We start from the raw sequence: 15,155 nt of genomic DNA, 5'->3' as shown, positions 1-15,155 counted from the left end.
ACCATGACCGAGCAGGTTAAGGGCCATGCAGCGTCCGGTGTTGAAGAACTGATCTCGCGCCTGCGAGAGCAGGGGGTCGAGCAGGGCCAGCAACGTGCAGCCGAGCTGATAGAAGAGGCGGAGCACCGGGCCGACTGGTTGTTGCAGCAGGCGCATCAGGAAGCGGATGAGCTCAAGCGCAAAGCGCATGACGAGGCAGAACGCATGAAACGTGCCGGCGAAGACGCACTGAAAATGGCCGCTCGCGACATGAATCTGCAGGTGCGTGAGATGTTGTCGCGGACCTTTGCCGACCGGGTGAAACTGCTGATCAGCGAGGAGCTGGACAGCCATGCGTTCATGCGTGAACTGATCCGTGAAGTGGTACTGCAGGCCTGTGGTGATGCTGATCTGGCCAGTATGGAAAAAATTGACTTGCTGTTGCCGGCTGATTTCATTGGTCTGGAAGAGCTGCGGCGCCATCCTCAGGCCTACAGAGCCAGCCAGCTAAGCCAGTACGTGCAGGAGCAGCTCAGCGTGTTGCTGCGCGAGGGTATAGTACTGGATACCCATGATGGCAAGGGAATCAGGATTCGGACCAATGGCGAGGCTACCGAGATCGACCTGAGCGACCGTGCGCTGGCAGAATTGCTGCTGCGTCACCTGCAGCCACGCTTCAGAGCGATACTGGAAGGGGTGATCCGCTAGTGTCCTCGTCTTCCTACTACACGCTCATTCCTGCACTGCCGGCCTTGCCGGCACGCATGGATCAGCTCAAGGAGCTGCCGATCTCGATTCTGCAGCTGGAAAAGCGGCTGGGCATGCTCGATGCAGCGGATCAGCGGCAGCTGGCACTGGCGCTGCGTCTGTTTCAGCGTGAGCGTGATGGTGATGAAGAGTTGTCGGACCGGGATGAAGTCCAGCACTGGCAGCAGGAACTGGCACAGATTCAGGACCACACGCTGAAGCAGTTGCTGGAGCAGCACCTGGTCTGGCGTACCCTGATTGCCGCTCAGCGCTATCGGCTGGCGGGGCAGTCGGAGGGTAATGGGTTTCAGGGCTTCGGTGATCTGGTGTGGCTGATACGGCGCCACTGGCAGGAGTCCGACTTTTCCCTTGGCGGGCGTTTTCCATGGTTGGTTGAAGCCCAGAGTATGCTTAAAAAGGGTCAAAGTGCTGAGCTGGAGCAGCAGTTGCTAGTCTGGTTCTGGCAGCAGCTGCGTGAGCTTGAGCAGTGTAACCCCTTCAGTTTTACCGCCGTGGCCGCCTACCGCCTGCGCTGGTCGATTGCCGAATACCGGCTGCGCTGGCAGGGTGAGCAGGCGCAGGAGCAGTTCAGCCGGCTGGTAACCAGCGCGTTGGCAGGATTCAAACAGGACGAGACTCTCCACTCAGTGACAGAGGCAGGATAATGAGTTCAGCGAATACCGTGACCGCACGTGTGACCGGCGTGCATGATGATATTGTCAGTATCCGCATGCTGCGTGATGCAGAGGGTGAGTTTTACCCTCTGACCAAAAACGAAGTGGTACTGATCTGTCCGCAGCGGAGTGAGGCTGGCCGTACGGAAAAGCTGCAGGCCGAAGTGCTTCGGGTGCGCCATGGCGAAGCTGATGTGCAGGTGTTTGAGACCACGCGTGGTGTGGCCATCGGTGATGCGGTTGAGCAAACCGGACAGATGCTCTCCGTAGCGCTGGGGCCGGGCCTGCTGGGGCAGGTTTATGACGGCTTGCAGAATCCGCTGGAACTGATCGCCGGCCAGCACGGCTTTTTTCTGCCGCGTGGCCTGGCCGTTGACGGTATCGATCAGAATCAGAAATGGTCGTTCCAGCCAGTGGTTAAAGTGGGTACCCGCGTCAAGGCCGGTGATCTGTTGGGACGTGTGCCTGAAGGCAAGTTCAGCCACAAGATTATGGTGCCGTTCAATTTGCGCGGCGAAGCAGAGGTCAGCTGGGTGCAGGAGGGCAGCTTCAGTGTTGCGACCCCGGTGGTTCGGCTGCGGCTGGCTAATAGTCAGGAGCGTGAAGTCAGCATGCAACAGCGCTGGCCGGTGCGTGTACCGGTTAACCGTGATCTGTTGCGCGAAGGCTACAACCAGCGGCTGTTTCCACAACAGCCCATGCTGACCAGCATTCGCCTGATCGACACCTTTTTTCCGGTGGCACTGGGTGGTACTGCCTGCATCCCCGGCCCCTTCGGTGCCGGCAAGACGGTATTGCAGGGACTGATTTCGCGCTACTCCAACGTCGATATCGTGGTGATCGTGGCCTGCGGCGAGCGCGCCGGTGAGGTGGTGGAAACCATTACCGAATTTCCCAACCTGCCCGACCCGCGTGGCGGTACGCTGATGGACCGTACCGTTATTATCTGCAACACCTCGTCCATGCCGGTGGCTGCCCGCGAAGCATCCATCTATACCGGTATTACCATCAGCGAATACTACCGTCAGATGGGCTATAACGTACTGGTCATTGCGGACTCAACCTCGCGCTGGGCACAGGCTATGCGTGAAACATCAGGCCGTCTTGAAGAGATTCCCGGTGAAGAGGCTTTTCCTGCCTATCTTGACTCGGCCGTGAGAGCGCTTTACGAAAGGGCGGGTATGGTGCAGACCAACGACGGCAGTACCGGTAGCCTGACCCTGATAGGCACCGTATCGCCCGCTGGCGGTAACTTTGAAGAGCCGGTGACCCAGTCCACCCTGCGTACGGTGAAAACCTTTCTCGGCCTCAGTGCCGAGCGCGCTTACAAGCGCGCCTACCCAGCGGTGGATCCGCTGATCTCCTGGTCACGCTATCTGGATCAGTTGGAAGACTGGTTTACGCGCGAGCTATCCGACGGCTGGGTCGGGCAGGTCAAGCGCATGATTGAGCTGATCCGTGACGGCGAACAGGTTCAACAGATGATGCAGGTAACCGGTGAGGAAGGGGTAACCCTGGACGATTATCTGACTTTCCAGAAGGCTCAGTGTCTGGACCAGGTGTATCTGCAACAGGATGCCTTCGACGACGTCGATGCTTCCACCTCGCTCAGTCGTCAGCAGGAGTTGTTCGGATTACTGGTGCGCTGTCTGGACCACCCGCTGAAGCTGGAGGAAAAGGAGCAGGTGCGTGAGCACTTTGTCCGCCTCAGTGGTCTGTTCCGCAACCTGAACTACAGCCGCCAGGACAGCCCCGACTACACTCGATTCCTGCAGGAGATCGAGATGGTCGGCCTTTCGGCGGCAGGCTAATCAGGGTTTGAGCAGCAGGCTGTCGGTACCGGGCTCCATCTCAATATGGCGCAACGGGAAATGGTTCTCGCGCCGGTCCGCAAAGTAAAAGCGCAGGGCGTTCCGAATGGTGGTAAAAGCCAGCTGGTCCCAGGGGATTTCATCTTCACTGAACAGGCGGCTTTCCAGCGTCTCGTTACTGATGCCGAATTCGGGGCGCTCCAGTTCTGCCAGATAAATCAGCTGCACCTGATTGACATGGATAATGGATGTCAGCGTGTAAAGCTGCTTAAGCTGCACCCTGGCCTGGGCCTCTTCCAGCGTTTCCCGCAGGGCAGCCTGCTCGGTGGACTCGCCGTTTTCCATAAACCCGGCCGGCAGCGTCCAGTAGCCATAGCGTGGCTCGATGGCGCGGCGACACAGCAGCACCTGGTCGCCGTACACCGGCAGGCAGCCGGCGATGATGCGCGGGTTCTGGTAATGAATACGACCGCAGCTTTCGCATACGTGTCTTGGTCGGTTGTCGCCTTCGGGTACTCTCAAGCTAACGCGTTCGCCGCAGTGGCTGCAGAAGTTCATTGGCGGTGCCTGTTCCGGTTCAGAGTTGGCAGGGTAACGTCCCGCAATGGCGGGGTGCAAGCAGGGTCGCTGATGCCTGTCGTGCAGGGTATTATAGTGATCCCGTCCACAAATGGATCGTTTCATGTCTGACCCGCTTCACCAACTGCGTCATCGCTTGCAACGACATCGCCCCTGGCGGCTGCGTACGGCTGGGCGTGAAGCCGGAGTGCTGCTGGCGCTCACGGATAGCGCCGACCCGGAAGTGATTGTAACCCTGCGTTCGCCCTACCTTTCTACTCACAGTGGAGAGATGGCGTTTCCTGGTGGCAAGCGAGATCCTGAAGACCCTGATTTGCTGGCAACCGCGCTGCGCGAGGCTGAAGAAGAAATTGCCCTGCCGCCGGGACAGGTTGAAGTGATCGGCTCACTGGGGCAAGTTGTCTCGAAACATCTGTTGCAGGTGACCCCCTGGGTGGGAGTGATTCCATCGCGCCTGCCGCTGGAACCCAATCCCGGCGAGATTGACAGCATCCATCGGGTACCACTCAGCTATCTGCTTGACCCGGCCAACCGACGCCTTGATCAGATCGACTTTGCCGGCAAAGTGCGCTACGTACCCGCCTGGCACTGGCAGGGTGAGGTGATATGGGGGCTGACAGCCTATATTCTGGCGGAGCTGCTTAATGTGGGCTTTGATGCCGACATTCCGATGCGGCCCCGCCCCGAACACCGCGAGACCGAGCATGAATAAATATGCCGATGAAAAACCGGTGCCGAGCCCCTGTGTCAGTGTGTGCGCACTGGGTGAGGGTGATATTTGCATTGCCTGCCACCGCAGCGGCGAGGAGATCAGCCGCTGGGGGAGCATGAATAATGACGAGAAGCGGGCGGTCTGGGCGCTGATTCGGCAGCGGGAACAGGGCGAGATGCTGTGATCTCGCCAGAGTTTAGAAGCTTTCCAGGGCCTTGGCTGTCTTGGTAATGCGCACGGTTTTGACCAAGTTGTCACAGATCTGCAGGGTTTCCATTCGATAGCCAGATACCTCCAGGCAGACGTTGGCGTCCGGAATCGACTCCAGAATTTCCGTGATCAAGCCATTCAGTGTCTTGGGGCCGTCAGTCGGCAGGCTCCAGTGTAGAGCCTTGTTGACTTCACGGATGTAGGCGCTGCCATCGATAAAAAAGCTGCCGTCTTCCTGTGGGTGTATCTCCTGGTTCAGGTCATCATGGTCATTGGACATCTCTCCCACGATCTCTTCCAGAATATCTTCCAGTGTCACGATCCCTTCAACATCCCCGTATTCGTCCACCACGACACCGATGCGGCGGCTGTGGCGCTGGAAGTTGAGCAGCTGAGTCTGGAGGGGTGTGCTTTCTGGAACAAAGTAGGCTTCATGCACAACCTGCATGATGGCCGGCTTGGTCAGATTGCCCTGCTGAATAAGCTGGGCGAGATTGCGCATGTGCAGGATGCCGACAATGTTGTTGATGTCGCCGCGATAAACCGGAAGACGCGTGTGCCCGGTTTTGGACAACAGCTCCAGAATCTGATCCATCTCCAGATCCAGGTCGATTCCTTCCACTTCGTTACGCGGAATCATGATGTCGTTGACCGTGACCTCATTCAGTTCCAGTACTCCGAGAAGCATCGACTGGTTGCGATGGGGCAGCAGTGAGCCCGCCTCATGTACGATGGTCCGCAGCTCCTCGGTACTCAGGTGTTCGTTGCCGGCATCATTGACGTTGACGCCAAATAGACGCAGGAAACCATTGGTAATCCCGTTAATGACCCAAACCAGCGGGTAAGCCAGCTTCAGCAGCGGCTTCAGAATATAGGAGGCGGGAAAAGCGATTCTTTCCGGGTGCAGAGCGGCCATGGTTTTGGGTGATACTTCAGCGAAAATGAGTATCACCAGCGTCAGTCCAGCGGTGGCGATGGCAATGCCGGCGTCCCCCCAGAGGCGGACGGCAATCACGGTGGCAATGGCGGAAGCGAGAATGTTGACGAAGTTGTTGCCGATCAGAATCAGGCCAATCAGCCGGTCCGGTCGTTCCAGCAGACTATTGGCCCTGCGTGCTCCGCGATGACCGCTCTTGACCAAATGGCGCAGTCGGTAGCGGTTGAGGGACATCATCCCGGTCTCGGAGCTGGAGAAAAATGCTGAACAGAAGATCAGCAGAACCAGGATGGCGGTAAGTGTGCTTATCGACGCGTCGTCCAAGGGACAGGAACCTTTGTTTGCGGATTTGGGCGTTCATTTTCTGGTCAGCCACAGGGGCTGTCAAGCGAGCGGGCTACATCTTGAGTAGCATCTCCAATACCAGTTTGGAGCCAAAAAAGCCCAACATCAGCAATACGAAGCCACCCAACGTCCAGCGTACAGCAGTTTGGCTGCGCCAGCCCAGGAAGTGTCGCCCCGCCAGCAGAAGGGCATATACACTCCAGGCGATCAGCGAAAACAGAGTCTTGTGGACCAAGTGCTGGGCAAACAGGTTGTCAACAAACAGGAAGCCGCTGATCAGGGCGGCGGTCAGCAGCAGGAAACCGGCCCAGAGGCTCTCAAACAGTAAGCGCTCCATGATTTGCAGCGGTGGCAGCGAAGCAACCAATCCGCGGGTATGGTGTTGCTTCAGGGCGCGTTCCTGACGCGACAGCATCAGGGCCTGTACGGTAGCGATGGTGAAAAGGCTATAGGCCAGCAGTGACAGCAGGATGTGCGCCAGCAAACCGCCGGCGTAAGGTTTGTGTATGTTGGCTTCGGGTGTGACTGCTGTCAGCAGTGCCGTGATGGCGGCCAGAGGAAACACACCTACGAACAGGTTATCGAGCCGGTGTCTGAGGCTGCTGATAAGTACCAGTCCTGCCACGACCCAGGCGATGAGAGAGCCGACCGGGAAGAAACTGAGGTCGATGCCATTCGGGTGGTGCAACTCCAGATACACGGCATAGCCTTGCAGCAGAAAACCGGCAAGGCCCAGGATGCGAATGGGGGTGCGGAGCTGTTCATGGGCCGTGGACGACAGCCGACGACACTGCAGTACCGTGGCAATCGCATAGCAGAGTACAGCAACGAGTGTCGTGGTGATCAGCATCCATATCCTCCCTAAAGACCGCCAAGTGTGGCACAAATGCGCAGAGGAGGAAATATAAGGTGCCGCCTGGGCGGGGGGTCCTGTATAATATGTCGCCAAAGCGTTTTAAAAAGGTGGCTGCCGGGAGTGCGGTCGCCGGCAGATAGAGGTATGCGATGTTTGATAATCTGACAGAACGGCTTACACAGACACTGCGCAGTGTAACCGGTCAGGCAAAGCTGACTGAAGACAACATCAAGGGCACGTTGCGTGAAGTGCGCATGGCATTGCTCGAGGCGGATGTCGCCCTGCCTGTGGTGAAAGATTTCATCAACAGCGTGAAGGAACGCGCTGTAGGTCAGGAAGTCAGCAAGAGCCTGAGTCCTGGGCAGGTCTTCGTCAAGATCGTTAATGAGGAACTGATCCGCGTCATGGGTGAAGCCAACGCGGAACTGGATCTTGCGGCAACGCCTCCAGCCGTGCTGATGATGGCGGGTCTGCAAGGTGCGGGCAAAACCACCTCGGTGGCCAAGTTGGCGCGCTTTCTCAAGGAACGCAAGAAAAAGAAAGTGCTGGTGGTGTCTGCAGACGTATACCGTCCGGCTGCGATTCGTCAGCTGGAAACACTGGCCGGTGAAGTGGGTGTCGAGTTCTTCCCCTCCAGTGCTGACCAGGATCCAATCTTTATTGCTGAACAGGCGATTCAGCACGCTCGCGTCAAGGCGTTCGATGTTCTGATTCTCGATACTGCGGGTCGTCTCCATGTCGATGAAGACATGATGCAGGAGATCAAGCGTCTGCATGCCGCCGTTAACCCGGTCGAAACTCTGTTTGTCGTGGACTCGATGACAGGTCAGGACGCGGCCAATACAGCGCGTTCTTTCAATGAAGTGTTGCCGCTGACCGGTGTGATTCTCACCAAAACCGATGGTGATGCCCGTGGTGGTGCCGCTCTGTCTGTGCGTCATGTCACCGGCAAGCCGATCAAGTTCCTGGGGATTGGCGAAAAGACCGATGCGCTTGAGCCGTTTCACCCGGATCGTGTTGCCTCACGCATTCTCGGCATGGGTGACGTACTGTCGCTGATCGAGGAAGCCGAGCACAAGATCGACAAGGAAAAGGCCGAAAAATTTGCCAAGAAGATCACCAAGGGCAAGGGCTTTGATCTTGAGGACTTCAAGGAGCAGATCCAGCAGATGCAGAGCATGGGCGGCATGATGTCGATGCTGGAAAAGCTGCCGGGCATGGGGCAGATGGCACAGGCTGCGCAGGCTGCACAGGCCGAAAAGGGTGTGTTGCAGATGGTTTCTATCATTAACTCCATGACACCGCATGAGCGTCGTCATCCTGATATTGTGTCGGGGTCACGCAAGCGTCGTATCGCCCAGGGTTCAGGCACACAGGTTCAGGATGTGAACCGTCTGCTTAAACAGCACAAGCAGATGGCGAAAATGATGAAAAAATTCGGTTCCAAGTCTGGGATGGCCAAGCTGGCACGTGGCATGAAAGGCATGATGCCCCCAGGCATGGGCGGAGGCGGCGGCTTTCCGCGCTTCTGAGCTGATTAAAAACTGATCTTTTTGCTTTCAACGGGCGGTGGTTTCACGTAAAATCACCGCCCTGTTTAGTTTGGCCTTCGTTTATCTGGGCAGTTTGGCCGGGGAAGCGAAGAAACAAGAATGATGGGCGATCCTAAAACCCATCCAGCGAAATAAAGGGGTCCAGCGCATGGTCACTATTCGTTTGTCTCGTGGTGGCGCTAAAAAGCGTCCGTTTTATCACATCACTGTAGCCGATTCGCGCAATGCGCGTGATGGCCGCTTTATCGAGCGGGTCGGTTTCTTCAACCCGGTTGCACGTGGTCAGGAAGAGCGTCTGCGCGTTAACCTGGAACGTGTTGAGTACTGGGTTGGCAAGGGTGCTCAGGCTTCTGAGCGTGTTGCTCAGCTGCTCAAAGAAGCACGCAAGGCAGCAGAGTAAGGTCGGATTCGGGCCGTGTCAGTAAATAGTGAAAAACAGGAAGGCCTGGTTGTACTGGGACGCTTCACTGCACCTTATGGGATCAAGGGCTGGATCAAGATTCATTCCTATACCGAGCCCATGGAAAACATACTGAACTACAACTCATGGCTGGTTGAGTCAGGCGGGCAGAAAGTGCCTGTCAGGCTGGAAGCTGGCAAACGCCATGGGAAAGGCCTGATCGCCAAATTGGCCGGTGTGAATACTCCGGAAGAGGCAAAGCTCTGGCATGGGCGCGAGATTATGGTGCCCCAGACTGAGTTGCCTGATCTGGAGGCCGGTGAGTATTACTGGAGCCAGCTGGAAAACCTGTTGGTTTACACCGAATCCGGCGTATTGCTGGGACGGGTGAGTCACCTGATGGAAACCGGTGCGAATGACGTGCTGGTGGTGAAGGGTACGGCCGAGAGTATTGATCGCGAACAGCGCTTGATTCCCTGGCTGCCTGATCAGGTGGTGAAAGAGGTTGATCTTGATTCAGGATTGATGCGGGTCGATTGGGATCCGGATTTCTGAGTGATGTGGTTCGGGATCGTCAGCCTGTTCCCGGAGATGTTCGAGGCGGTTACCCGCTATGGCATCACCGGACGGGCGGTTCGTAACGGCCTGCTGCAGGTGGAGTGCTGGAATCCCCGCGACTTCACCCATGATCGGCATCGCACAGTGGATGATCGCCCGTATGGCGGTGGCCCTGGCATGCTGATGAAAGTGCAGCCGTTGCGTGATGCGATTCTGGCTGCAAAAGAAACCGCCGGTGAGGGCGCTCGGGTGATCTATCTGTCACCCCAGGGGCGCCGCCTTGATCAGGCGGGTGTGTGTGAGCTGGCAGCAGCGGAAAAGTTGATTCTGGTGGCCGGACGCTATGAAGGCATTGATGAGCGTCTGTTGCAGAGCGAAATTGACGAAGAGTGGTCACTGGGCGACTTTGTCCTCAGTGGTGGCGAGCTGCCGGCCATGGTGATGGTGGATGCAGTGGCAAGAATGATACCGGGTGTACTCGGTCATCAGGACTCTGCAACCGAGGATTCCTTCTTTGAGGGTCTGCTTGACTGTCCCCACTACACCCGGCCCGAAGAACTGGCGGGGCAGCAGGTGCCCGCAGTGTTGCTCAGCGGCAACCATGCCGAGATTCGGCGCTGGCGACTGAAGCAGCAGCTGGGAAGGACCTGGGAACGGCGTCCGGACCTGCTGCAAAAGATTGATCTGAACCCCGAGCAGCAGACGTTGTTAAGCGAATATGTCCGCGAGGCCCAGGAGGCCAGCGGTAGAAATACTTAGGAGCGAGCGATGAGCAACAAGAGCCTGATTATTCAGCAGATTGAAGCTGAACAGATGAGCAAAGAGATCCCGGCATTTGCACCGGGTGATACCGTAGTGGTACAGGTACGCGTAGTAGAAGGCACTCGTAGCCGTCTGCAGGCGTTTGAAGGTGTAGTGCTGGGCAAGCGTAACCGCGGCCTGAACTCCGCTTTCACCGTGCGCAAGATCTCCCACGGTGTGGGCGTTGAGCGTACTTTCCAGACCTTCAGCCCGACTGTTGAACAGATCGAAGTGAAGCGTCGCGGTGACGTACGTCAGGCCAAGCTGTACTACTTGCGTGAGCGTAGCGGCAAGTCTGCACGCATCAAGGAAAAGCTGGGCTGAGGTACGCCTCACCCAACGATCCAGAAAAAGGCAGCCATTGTGGCTGCCTTTTTTGTTGATCTGGATGCTCGCCATTTGTATGGTCAGGTCCTAGAATTCTTCTCTGAACGGAAACTGAATGGGTGCAGGAGTGTCGCCATGCGCAAGCTGGGAACGGGAGTGGTGGTTCTGATACTGATCGCGGCGGCCTCGTATGGCTTCTATTGGTATCAGGTCAAAAGCAAAGCCGATGAATTGTCGCAGCAGATGGCACCTTTTGCTGAAGTTAGCTATGGGTCCGTCTATGCTCACCCGGATGGCACTGTTGGCGTCAATAATCTGGTGATATCGCCCCGTCAGATGCATGCACCTGTCAGTATCGATGCAGTGCGTATCCGTGCAGGTAACCCTCTTTTTTTCCTCTTTGGTGGTGATGCTCCGCCCGAACAGCTTAACGTCAGTTTGAAGCGGATGAGACAGGGGCTAGACTCGGAGCTGTTCCGTATGGCTCAGCAGCAGTCCGACCTGATGCTTGAGTCCAATCCGCTCTATGTCAGCCCTAATGCATTGGGGTGTGGCAATGTACGTCAGTTTGATATCAATACCATGAAACGGATGGGATTCAGCGAAATGCTGATGGATATCAACCTGGATTATCGAGGCGACAACCAGGCGCGCAAGGTGCATCTTGACCTGTTCGTGGATATACAAGACCTGGCTGAAACGCGCATGGAAATGGCTATTAGTGCTGATCCAAGCCAGTTGCAGAATCCGATGATGGCCAGCGGCAATGCGCGCCTTGAAACACTCTCGTTCAGCTATGCGGATCAAGGCTATAATCAGCGGCGTGATCGTTTTTGCGCTGCTGAGTCGGGTATAAAACCTGACGAATATCGGCAGCAGCACCGGCAGCTTTTCGTTCAATGGCTGAATGCCAGTGGGGTTGAACTGCCCGACAGCCTGTTGACGGCCTATTTTGACCTGCAGCAGCCAGACGCTGACATGGCTTTAAGTCTGCGTCCGGTGGGGGGTGTTGGTGCTGCCGAACTGATGATGCAGGATCCGATGACGGTGTTGCAGTCACTCAATCTGCAGTTCAGCATCAATGGTAAGCCGCTGGCGCTTGACGGCATCAACTGGCCTGAATTAATGACGGGGCTGGCTATGGCCGGTAACCCCGGTCGCATGGAGTCTGGTGCTGAGCCTGAAGAAGACGCAGCCGTCGCGGAGGCTGAAGCGGAATTATCGGGCGGCGTAGAGGCCCTGCAGGCAGCAGAGTCTGATTCAGCTCCAGGACAACGGGTGCGGAAACGGCCGGTGATAAAACGATATCAGCCAACGCCATTGGCAGAACTGCCAGCCTATCTGGGCTCTCCTGTACGCATTTTTACCTACTTCGGCAACGATGTGGAAGGTCAGCTGGTACATGCTGACGGGCAGGGTGTCAGAGTCATACAGAGATTGAAGCAGGGTGTCGCCGAGTACCCTCTGGACAACGACCGCATTCAGCAGGCTGAGGTCTGGCGTTGAGTGCAGATCGTCGTTGTACCGCAGTAACCGTTGCCGCAGAGGATGAACAACAGATTGATCTGTGGCTCGACAGTCTGTGGCTGGAAAAGGGGTTGAGTGATAACTCGATCGCCTCATATCGGCGCGATCTGCGCCAGTATGCGCACTGGTTGAGCAGCCGTGGTGAGCACCTGCTGCAGGCGGGTCGAAACAGTTTGCAGCAGTATCTGAACTGGCGCCTGCAACAGCAGCTGCGCAGCAGTTCAACCTCTCGCCTGCTTTCCTGTTTACGTGGGTTCTACCGTTACCAGTTGCGCGAGGCGCGCATTGTCGAGGATCCGACACTGAATCTGGACAATCCGCGTATGGGGCGGCCATTGCCCAAAACCCTGACCGAACAGGATGTGGAATCTCTACTGGCTGCTCCGGATGTGAGTGAGCCGCTGGGTCTCAGGGATCGAACCATGCTGGAACTGCTGTATGCGACCGGCCTGCGTGTGACCGAGTTGATATCACTGCAGCTGGAGCAGATCAACAGTCGGCTTGGTGTTATTCGAGTGGTTGGTAAGGGTGACAAGGAGCGGCTGGTACCGGTCGGTGATGAAGCGCTTCACTGGGTGGGGCGTTATCTGGACCAGGCTCGGCCGCTGTTGACCGACAACCCGCGGGAAGAAACCCTGTTTGTCAGTCGTCGCGGTCAGGCCATGACCCGACAAACCTTCTGGTACCGGGTGCGCCGCTATGCCATCGAAAGCGGGATCGACAAACCGCTTTCACCACATGTGCTGCGCCATGCCTTTGCCACCCACCTGCTCAATCATGGCGCAGATTTGCGCGTTGTACAGATGCTGCTGGGCCATAGTGATCTGTCCACAACCCAAATCTATACCCATGTGGCCAGCCATCGCCTGCAGAAGCTGCACCAGGCACATCATCCACGTGGATAGGAACCAATTAACGAATTCGTGTTCTACCTGAAACGGTTCACCTGAAAATAGAGGTTTACATGCGATCAACAACACTGACTTCCGCCCTGATGCTGGTACTCACGGGCTCGGTCTGGGCAGCTGATGAAGCTGCCGAAAAAATCCGTCAGCAGCTCAACAGTGTGGACAGTCGGCTTAAGGTGCAAAGCGTGGAGCCAGCACCCATGGCCGGGCTGTATGAGGTGGTGCTGAGCAGCGGTGAAACCCTGTACGCCGACAGCGAGGGCACGCACCTTTTGGCAGGGCAACTGTATCGTGTGGATACAGAGCAGGGGCTGGTCAATCTGACTGAACAGAAACGCAACGAAGCCCGTCAACTTGCAATGCAGGGCGTTGAAGAGGCCGATATGGTGGTCTACAGGCCGACAGGTGAGATCAAGGCGACTGTCAACGTATTCACGGATGTAGATTGCCCCTACTGCCGCAAGCTCCATGACGAGGTGCCGGCACTGAATCGCATGGGGGTGCAGGTGAACTATCTTGCCTTCCCGCGTGGCGGCCCCCAGTCCAAGACTTTCTCCCGAATGGAATCGATATGGTGTGGCAACGAACAGGAGCGTCGTGAGCGCATGGATGAAGTCAAGGCCGGTGATTCAATCAGCCAGCAGGAGTGCGACAACCCGGTGCAGGCACAGTATGAACTGGGCCAGAAAGTTGGTGTCACGGGCACTCCTGCTCTGGTACTGGAAAATGGCACACTGCTGCCCGGCTATGTACCTGCCGCACGTCTGCAGCAGATGCTGGAACTGAACTGATTGGGTCAAACCGGGCATACCGAGGCGGGCGTGCATAGTGCATGGCCCGCCTTTTCGCTATAATGGAGCCCATTTTTTAACCGCCAGCTGGCGGCTGTCTGATCTGACCGAACAATCTGTGAGGTGTTGGCTTGAAACCTGTAAAAGTAGGGATCTGTGGTCTGGGTACCGTTGGTGGCGGTACATTCAATGTATTGATTCGAAATGCTGAGGAAATTTCCCGGCGTGCCGGTCGGAAAATCATCATTGAGCAGATCGGTACACGCAGCGAGAATCCAGCCTGTGACACCTCTGGCATGCAGCTGACTACTGATGTGTTTGAAGTGGCCACCAACCCCGAGATCGACATCGTGGTTGAATTGATCGGTGGCTATGAAACGGCACGCGAGCTGGTGATGACCGCCATCGAGAACGGCAAACATGTCGTGACAGCCAACAAGGCACTGATTGCGGTGCACGGTAACGAGATATTTGAAGCCGCGCAGGAACAGAACGTGATGGTGGCGTTCGAAGCATCCGTTGCCGGCGGTATTCCGATCATCAAGGCGATTCGTGAAGGGCTGGCCGCTAACCAGATCAACTGGCTGGCGGGCATCATTAACGGCACCGGCAACTACATCATGACTGAGATGCGTGAAAAGGGTCGGGCCTTTGCTGACGTGCTGCAGGAGGCACAGGCGCTGGGTTATGCTGAAGCCGATCCTACCTTCGATGTCGAAGGGATCGATGCAGCGCACAAGCTCACGATTCTGTCATCACTGGCGTTTGGTGTGCCGTTGCAGTTCAACAAGGCCTTTACCGAAGGCATCAGCAAAATCACCCCTCAGGATGTGCAATACGCCGAAGAGCTTGGCTATCGTGTCAAGCATTTGGGTATTACCCGTCGCACCGACAAGGGCATAGAACTGCGTGTCCACCCGACGCTGATTCCGCGTGATGTGCTGCTGGCCAATGTGAATGGTGTCATGAACGCGATTCTGGTGGACGGCGATGCAGTTGGCCAGACCCTTTACTATGGTCCGGGTGCTGGCGCGGAAGCGACCGCATCTGCGGTTGTAGCCGATATCGTCGATGTTGTGCGTACCCTGACCGCTGACCGTGACAACCGCGTGCCACACCTGGCGTTCCAGCCTTCCGAGCTATCCGATGCGCCCATTCTTCCGGTGGAGGAAACCACCAGCGCCTACTACCTGCGTCTGCAGGCCGTGGAGCGCCCCGGCGTGTTGGCCCATGTAACCCGTATTCTGGGTGAGAAGGGGATCAATATTGAAGCGATCATCCAGAAACAGACCACCGAAGCTCAAGTGCCGGTGATCATGCTGACCCAGCGGGTGGAAGAACGGATGATGAATGAGGCGATTCGCGAGATCGAAGCGTTGCCGGATATCCTCGGCGAGATCATCCGCATCCGTGTTGAGCTGCTGGCTGATTGAGGAACGA

The 15,155-nt window shown here is 56.8% G+C and carries 17 protein-coding genes; 14 read left to right on the top strand and 3 right to left on the bottom strand.

The window, feature by feature from the left end; all coding sequences use genetic code 11:
- Positions 1-3 precede the first annotated feature (3 nt).
- The 3 genes from ACAM29_RS12875 to ACAM29_RS12865 are packed head-to-tail and all read left to right on the top strand — an operon-like array spanning position 4 to position 3,211.
- Positions 4-687, top strand: a complete 684-nt coding sequence (locus ACAM29_RS12875) for an ATPase (protein ID WP_091822753.1) — start codon at positions 4-6, stop codon at positions 685-687.
- A complete protein-coding gene (locus ACAM29_RS12870; protein WP_369624372.1) occupies positions 687-1,391 on the top strand; it encodes a hypothetical protein in 705 nt (234 codons plus the stop codon). The genes ACAM29_RS12875 and ACAM29_RS12870 overlap by 1 nt, the downstream gene beginning before the upstream one ends.
- On the top strand, positions 1,391-3,211 hold the full coding sequence (locus ACAM29_RS12865; protein WP_369624371.1) for a V-type ATP synthase subunit A: 1,821 nt from the start codon (positions 1,391-1,393) through the stop codon (positions 3,209-3,211). Before ACAM29_RS12870 ends, ACAM29_RS12865 begins: the two co-directional genes overlap by 1 nt.
- Here ACAM29_RS12865 and ACAM29_RS12860 read toward each other — a convergent pair whose 3' ends face one another.
- Entirely contained in the window at positions 3,212-3,769 is a 558-nt protein-coding gene (locus tag ACAM29_RS12860) for an NUDIX hydrolase (protein WP_206841842.1), read from the bottom strand.
- 124 nt (positions 3,770-3,893) lie between these two features.
- Between ACAM29_RS12860 and ACAM29_RS12855 the strand changes: the two genes are divergently transcribed.
- Together ACAM29_RS12855 and ACAM29_RS12850 are read left to right on the top strand one after the other, a co-directional pair.
- The gene (locus ACAM29_RS12855) at positions 3,894-4,502 is read left to right on the top strand and encodes a CoA pyrophosphatase (RefSeq protein WP_369624370.1); all 609 of its coding nucleotides are present in this window, start codon (positions 3,894-3,896) and stop codon (positions 4,500-4,502) included.
- Entirely contained in the window at positions 4,495-4,686 is a 192-nt protein-coding gene (locus ACAM29_RS12850) for a DUF1289 domain-containing protein (protein ID WP_091822743.1), read from the top strand. The genes ACAM29_RS12855 and ACAM29_RS12850 overlap by 8 nt, the downstream gene beginning before the upstream one ends.
- A 12-nt stretch (positions 4,687-4,698) precedes the next feature.
- Here ACAM29_RS12850 and ACAM29_RS12845 read toward each other — a convergent pair whose 3' ends face one another.
- Positions 4,699-5,973, bottom strand: a complete 1,275-nt coding sequence (locus tag ACAM29_RS12845) for an HlyC/CorC family transporter (RefSeq protein WP_091822739.1) — start codon at positions 5,971-5,973, stop codon at positions 4,699-4,701.
- Between the two features lie 73 nt (positions 5,974-6,046).
- A complete protein-coding gene (locus tag ACAM29_RS12840; RefSeq protein ID WP_091822736.1) occupies positions 6,047-6,844 on the bottom strand; it encodes an inner membrane protein YpjD in 798 nt (265 codons plus the stop codon).
- Between the two features lie 155 nt (positions 6,845-6,999).
- Here ACAM29_RS12840 and ffh point away from each other — a divergent pair, with 155 nt between their 5' ends.
- The 9 genes from ffh (at position 7,000) to ACAM29_RS12795 (ending at position 15,148) form a co-directional block, all read left to right on the top strand.
- On the top strand, positions 7,000-8,382 hold the full coding sequence (gene ffh / locus ACAM29_RS12835) for a signal recognition particle protein (RefSeq protein WP_369624369.1): 1,383 nt from the start codon (positions 7,000-7,002) through the stop codon (positions 8,380-8,382).
- Between the two features lie 169 nt (positions 8,383-8,551).
- Entirely contained in the window at positions 8,552-8,803 is a 252-nt protein-coding gene (rpsP, locus tag ACAM29_RS12830; protein WP_091822730.1) for a 30S ribosomal protein S16, read from the top strand.
- A 15-nt stretch (positions 8,804-8,818) separates the two neighbouring features.
- Entirely contained in the window at positions 8,819-9,358 is a 540-nt protein-coding gene (gene rimM, locus ACAM29_RS12825; protein WP_091822727.1) for a ribosome maturation factor RimM, read from the top strand.
- Positions 9,359-9,361: 3 nt separating this feature from the next.
- Positions 9,362-10,120, top strand: a complete 759-nt coding sequence (trmD, locus tag ACAM29_RS12820; RefSeq protein WP_091822724.1) for a tRNA (guanosine(37)-N1)-methyltransferase TrmD — start codon at positions 9,362-9,364, stop codon at positions 10,118-10,120.
- A gap of 9 nt (positions 10,121-10,129) precedes the next feature.
- A complete protein-coding gene (gene rplS / locus ACAM29_RS12815) occupies positions 10,130-10,486 on the top strand; it encodes a 50S ribosomal protein L19 (protein WP_091822721.1) in 357 nt (118 codons plus the stop codon).
- A gap of 138 nt (positions 10,487-10,624) precedes the next feature.
- Positions 10,625-11,995 (top strand): hypothetical protein, encoded by a 1,371-nt coding sequence (locus tag ACAM29_RS12810; RefSeq protein ID WP_369624368.1) that lies wholly within the window; start codon positions 10,625-10,627, stop codon positions 11,993-11,995.
- Positions 11,992-12,921, top strand: coding sequence for a site-specific tyrosine recombinase XerD (xerD, locus tag ACAM29_RS12805; protein ID WP_369624367.1), 930 nt, complete (start codon positions 11,992-11,994; stop codon positions 12,919-12,921). Before ACAM29_RS12810 ends, xerD begins: the two co-directional genes overlap by 4 nt.
- Before the next feature lie 59 nt (positions 12,922-12,980).
- Positions 12,981-13,715, top strand: a complete 735-nt coding sequence (locus tag ACAM29_RS12800; RefSeq protein WP_369624366.1) for a DsbC family protein — start codon at positions 12,981-12,983, stop codon at positions 13,713-13,715.
- Between the two features lie 131 nt (positions 13,716-13,846).
- The gene (locus tag ACAM29_RS12795; protein ID WP_091822709.1) at positions 13,847-15,148 is read left to right on the top strand and encodes a homoserine dehydrogenase; all 1,302 of its coding nucleotides are present in this window, start codon (positions 13,847-13,849) and stop codon (positions 15,146-15,148) included.
- The last annotated feature ends 7 nt before the right edge of the window (positions 15,149-15,155 follow it).

Source organism: Marinobacterium sp. BA1 (assembly GCF_041155135.1).
Lineage (GTDB): Bacteria > Pseudomonadota > Gammaproteobacteria > Pseudomonadales > Balneatricaceae > Marinobacterium > Marinobacterium iners.
This window is presented reverse-complemented; position numbering and strand designations above follow the sequence as displayed.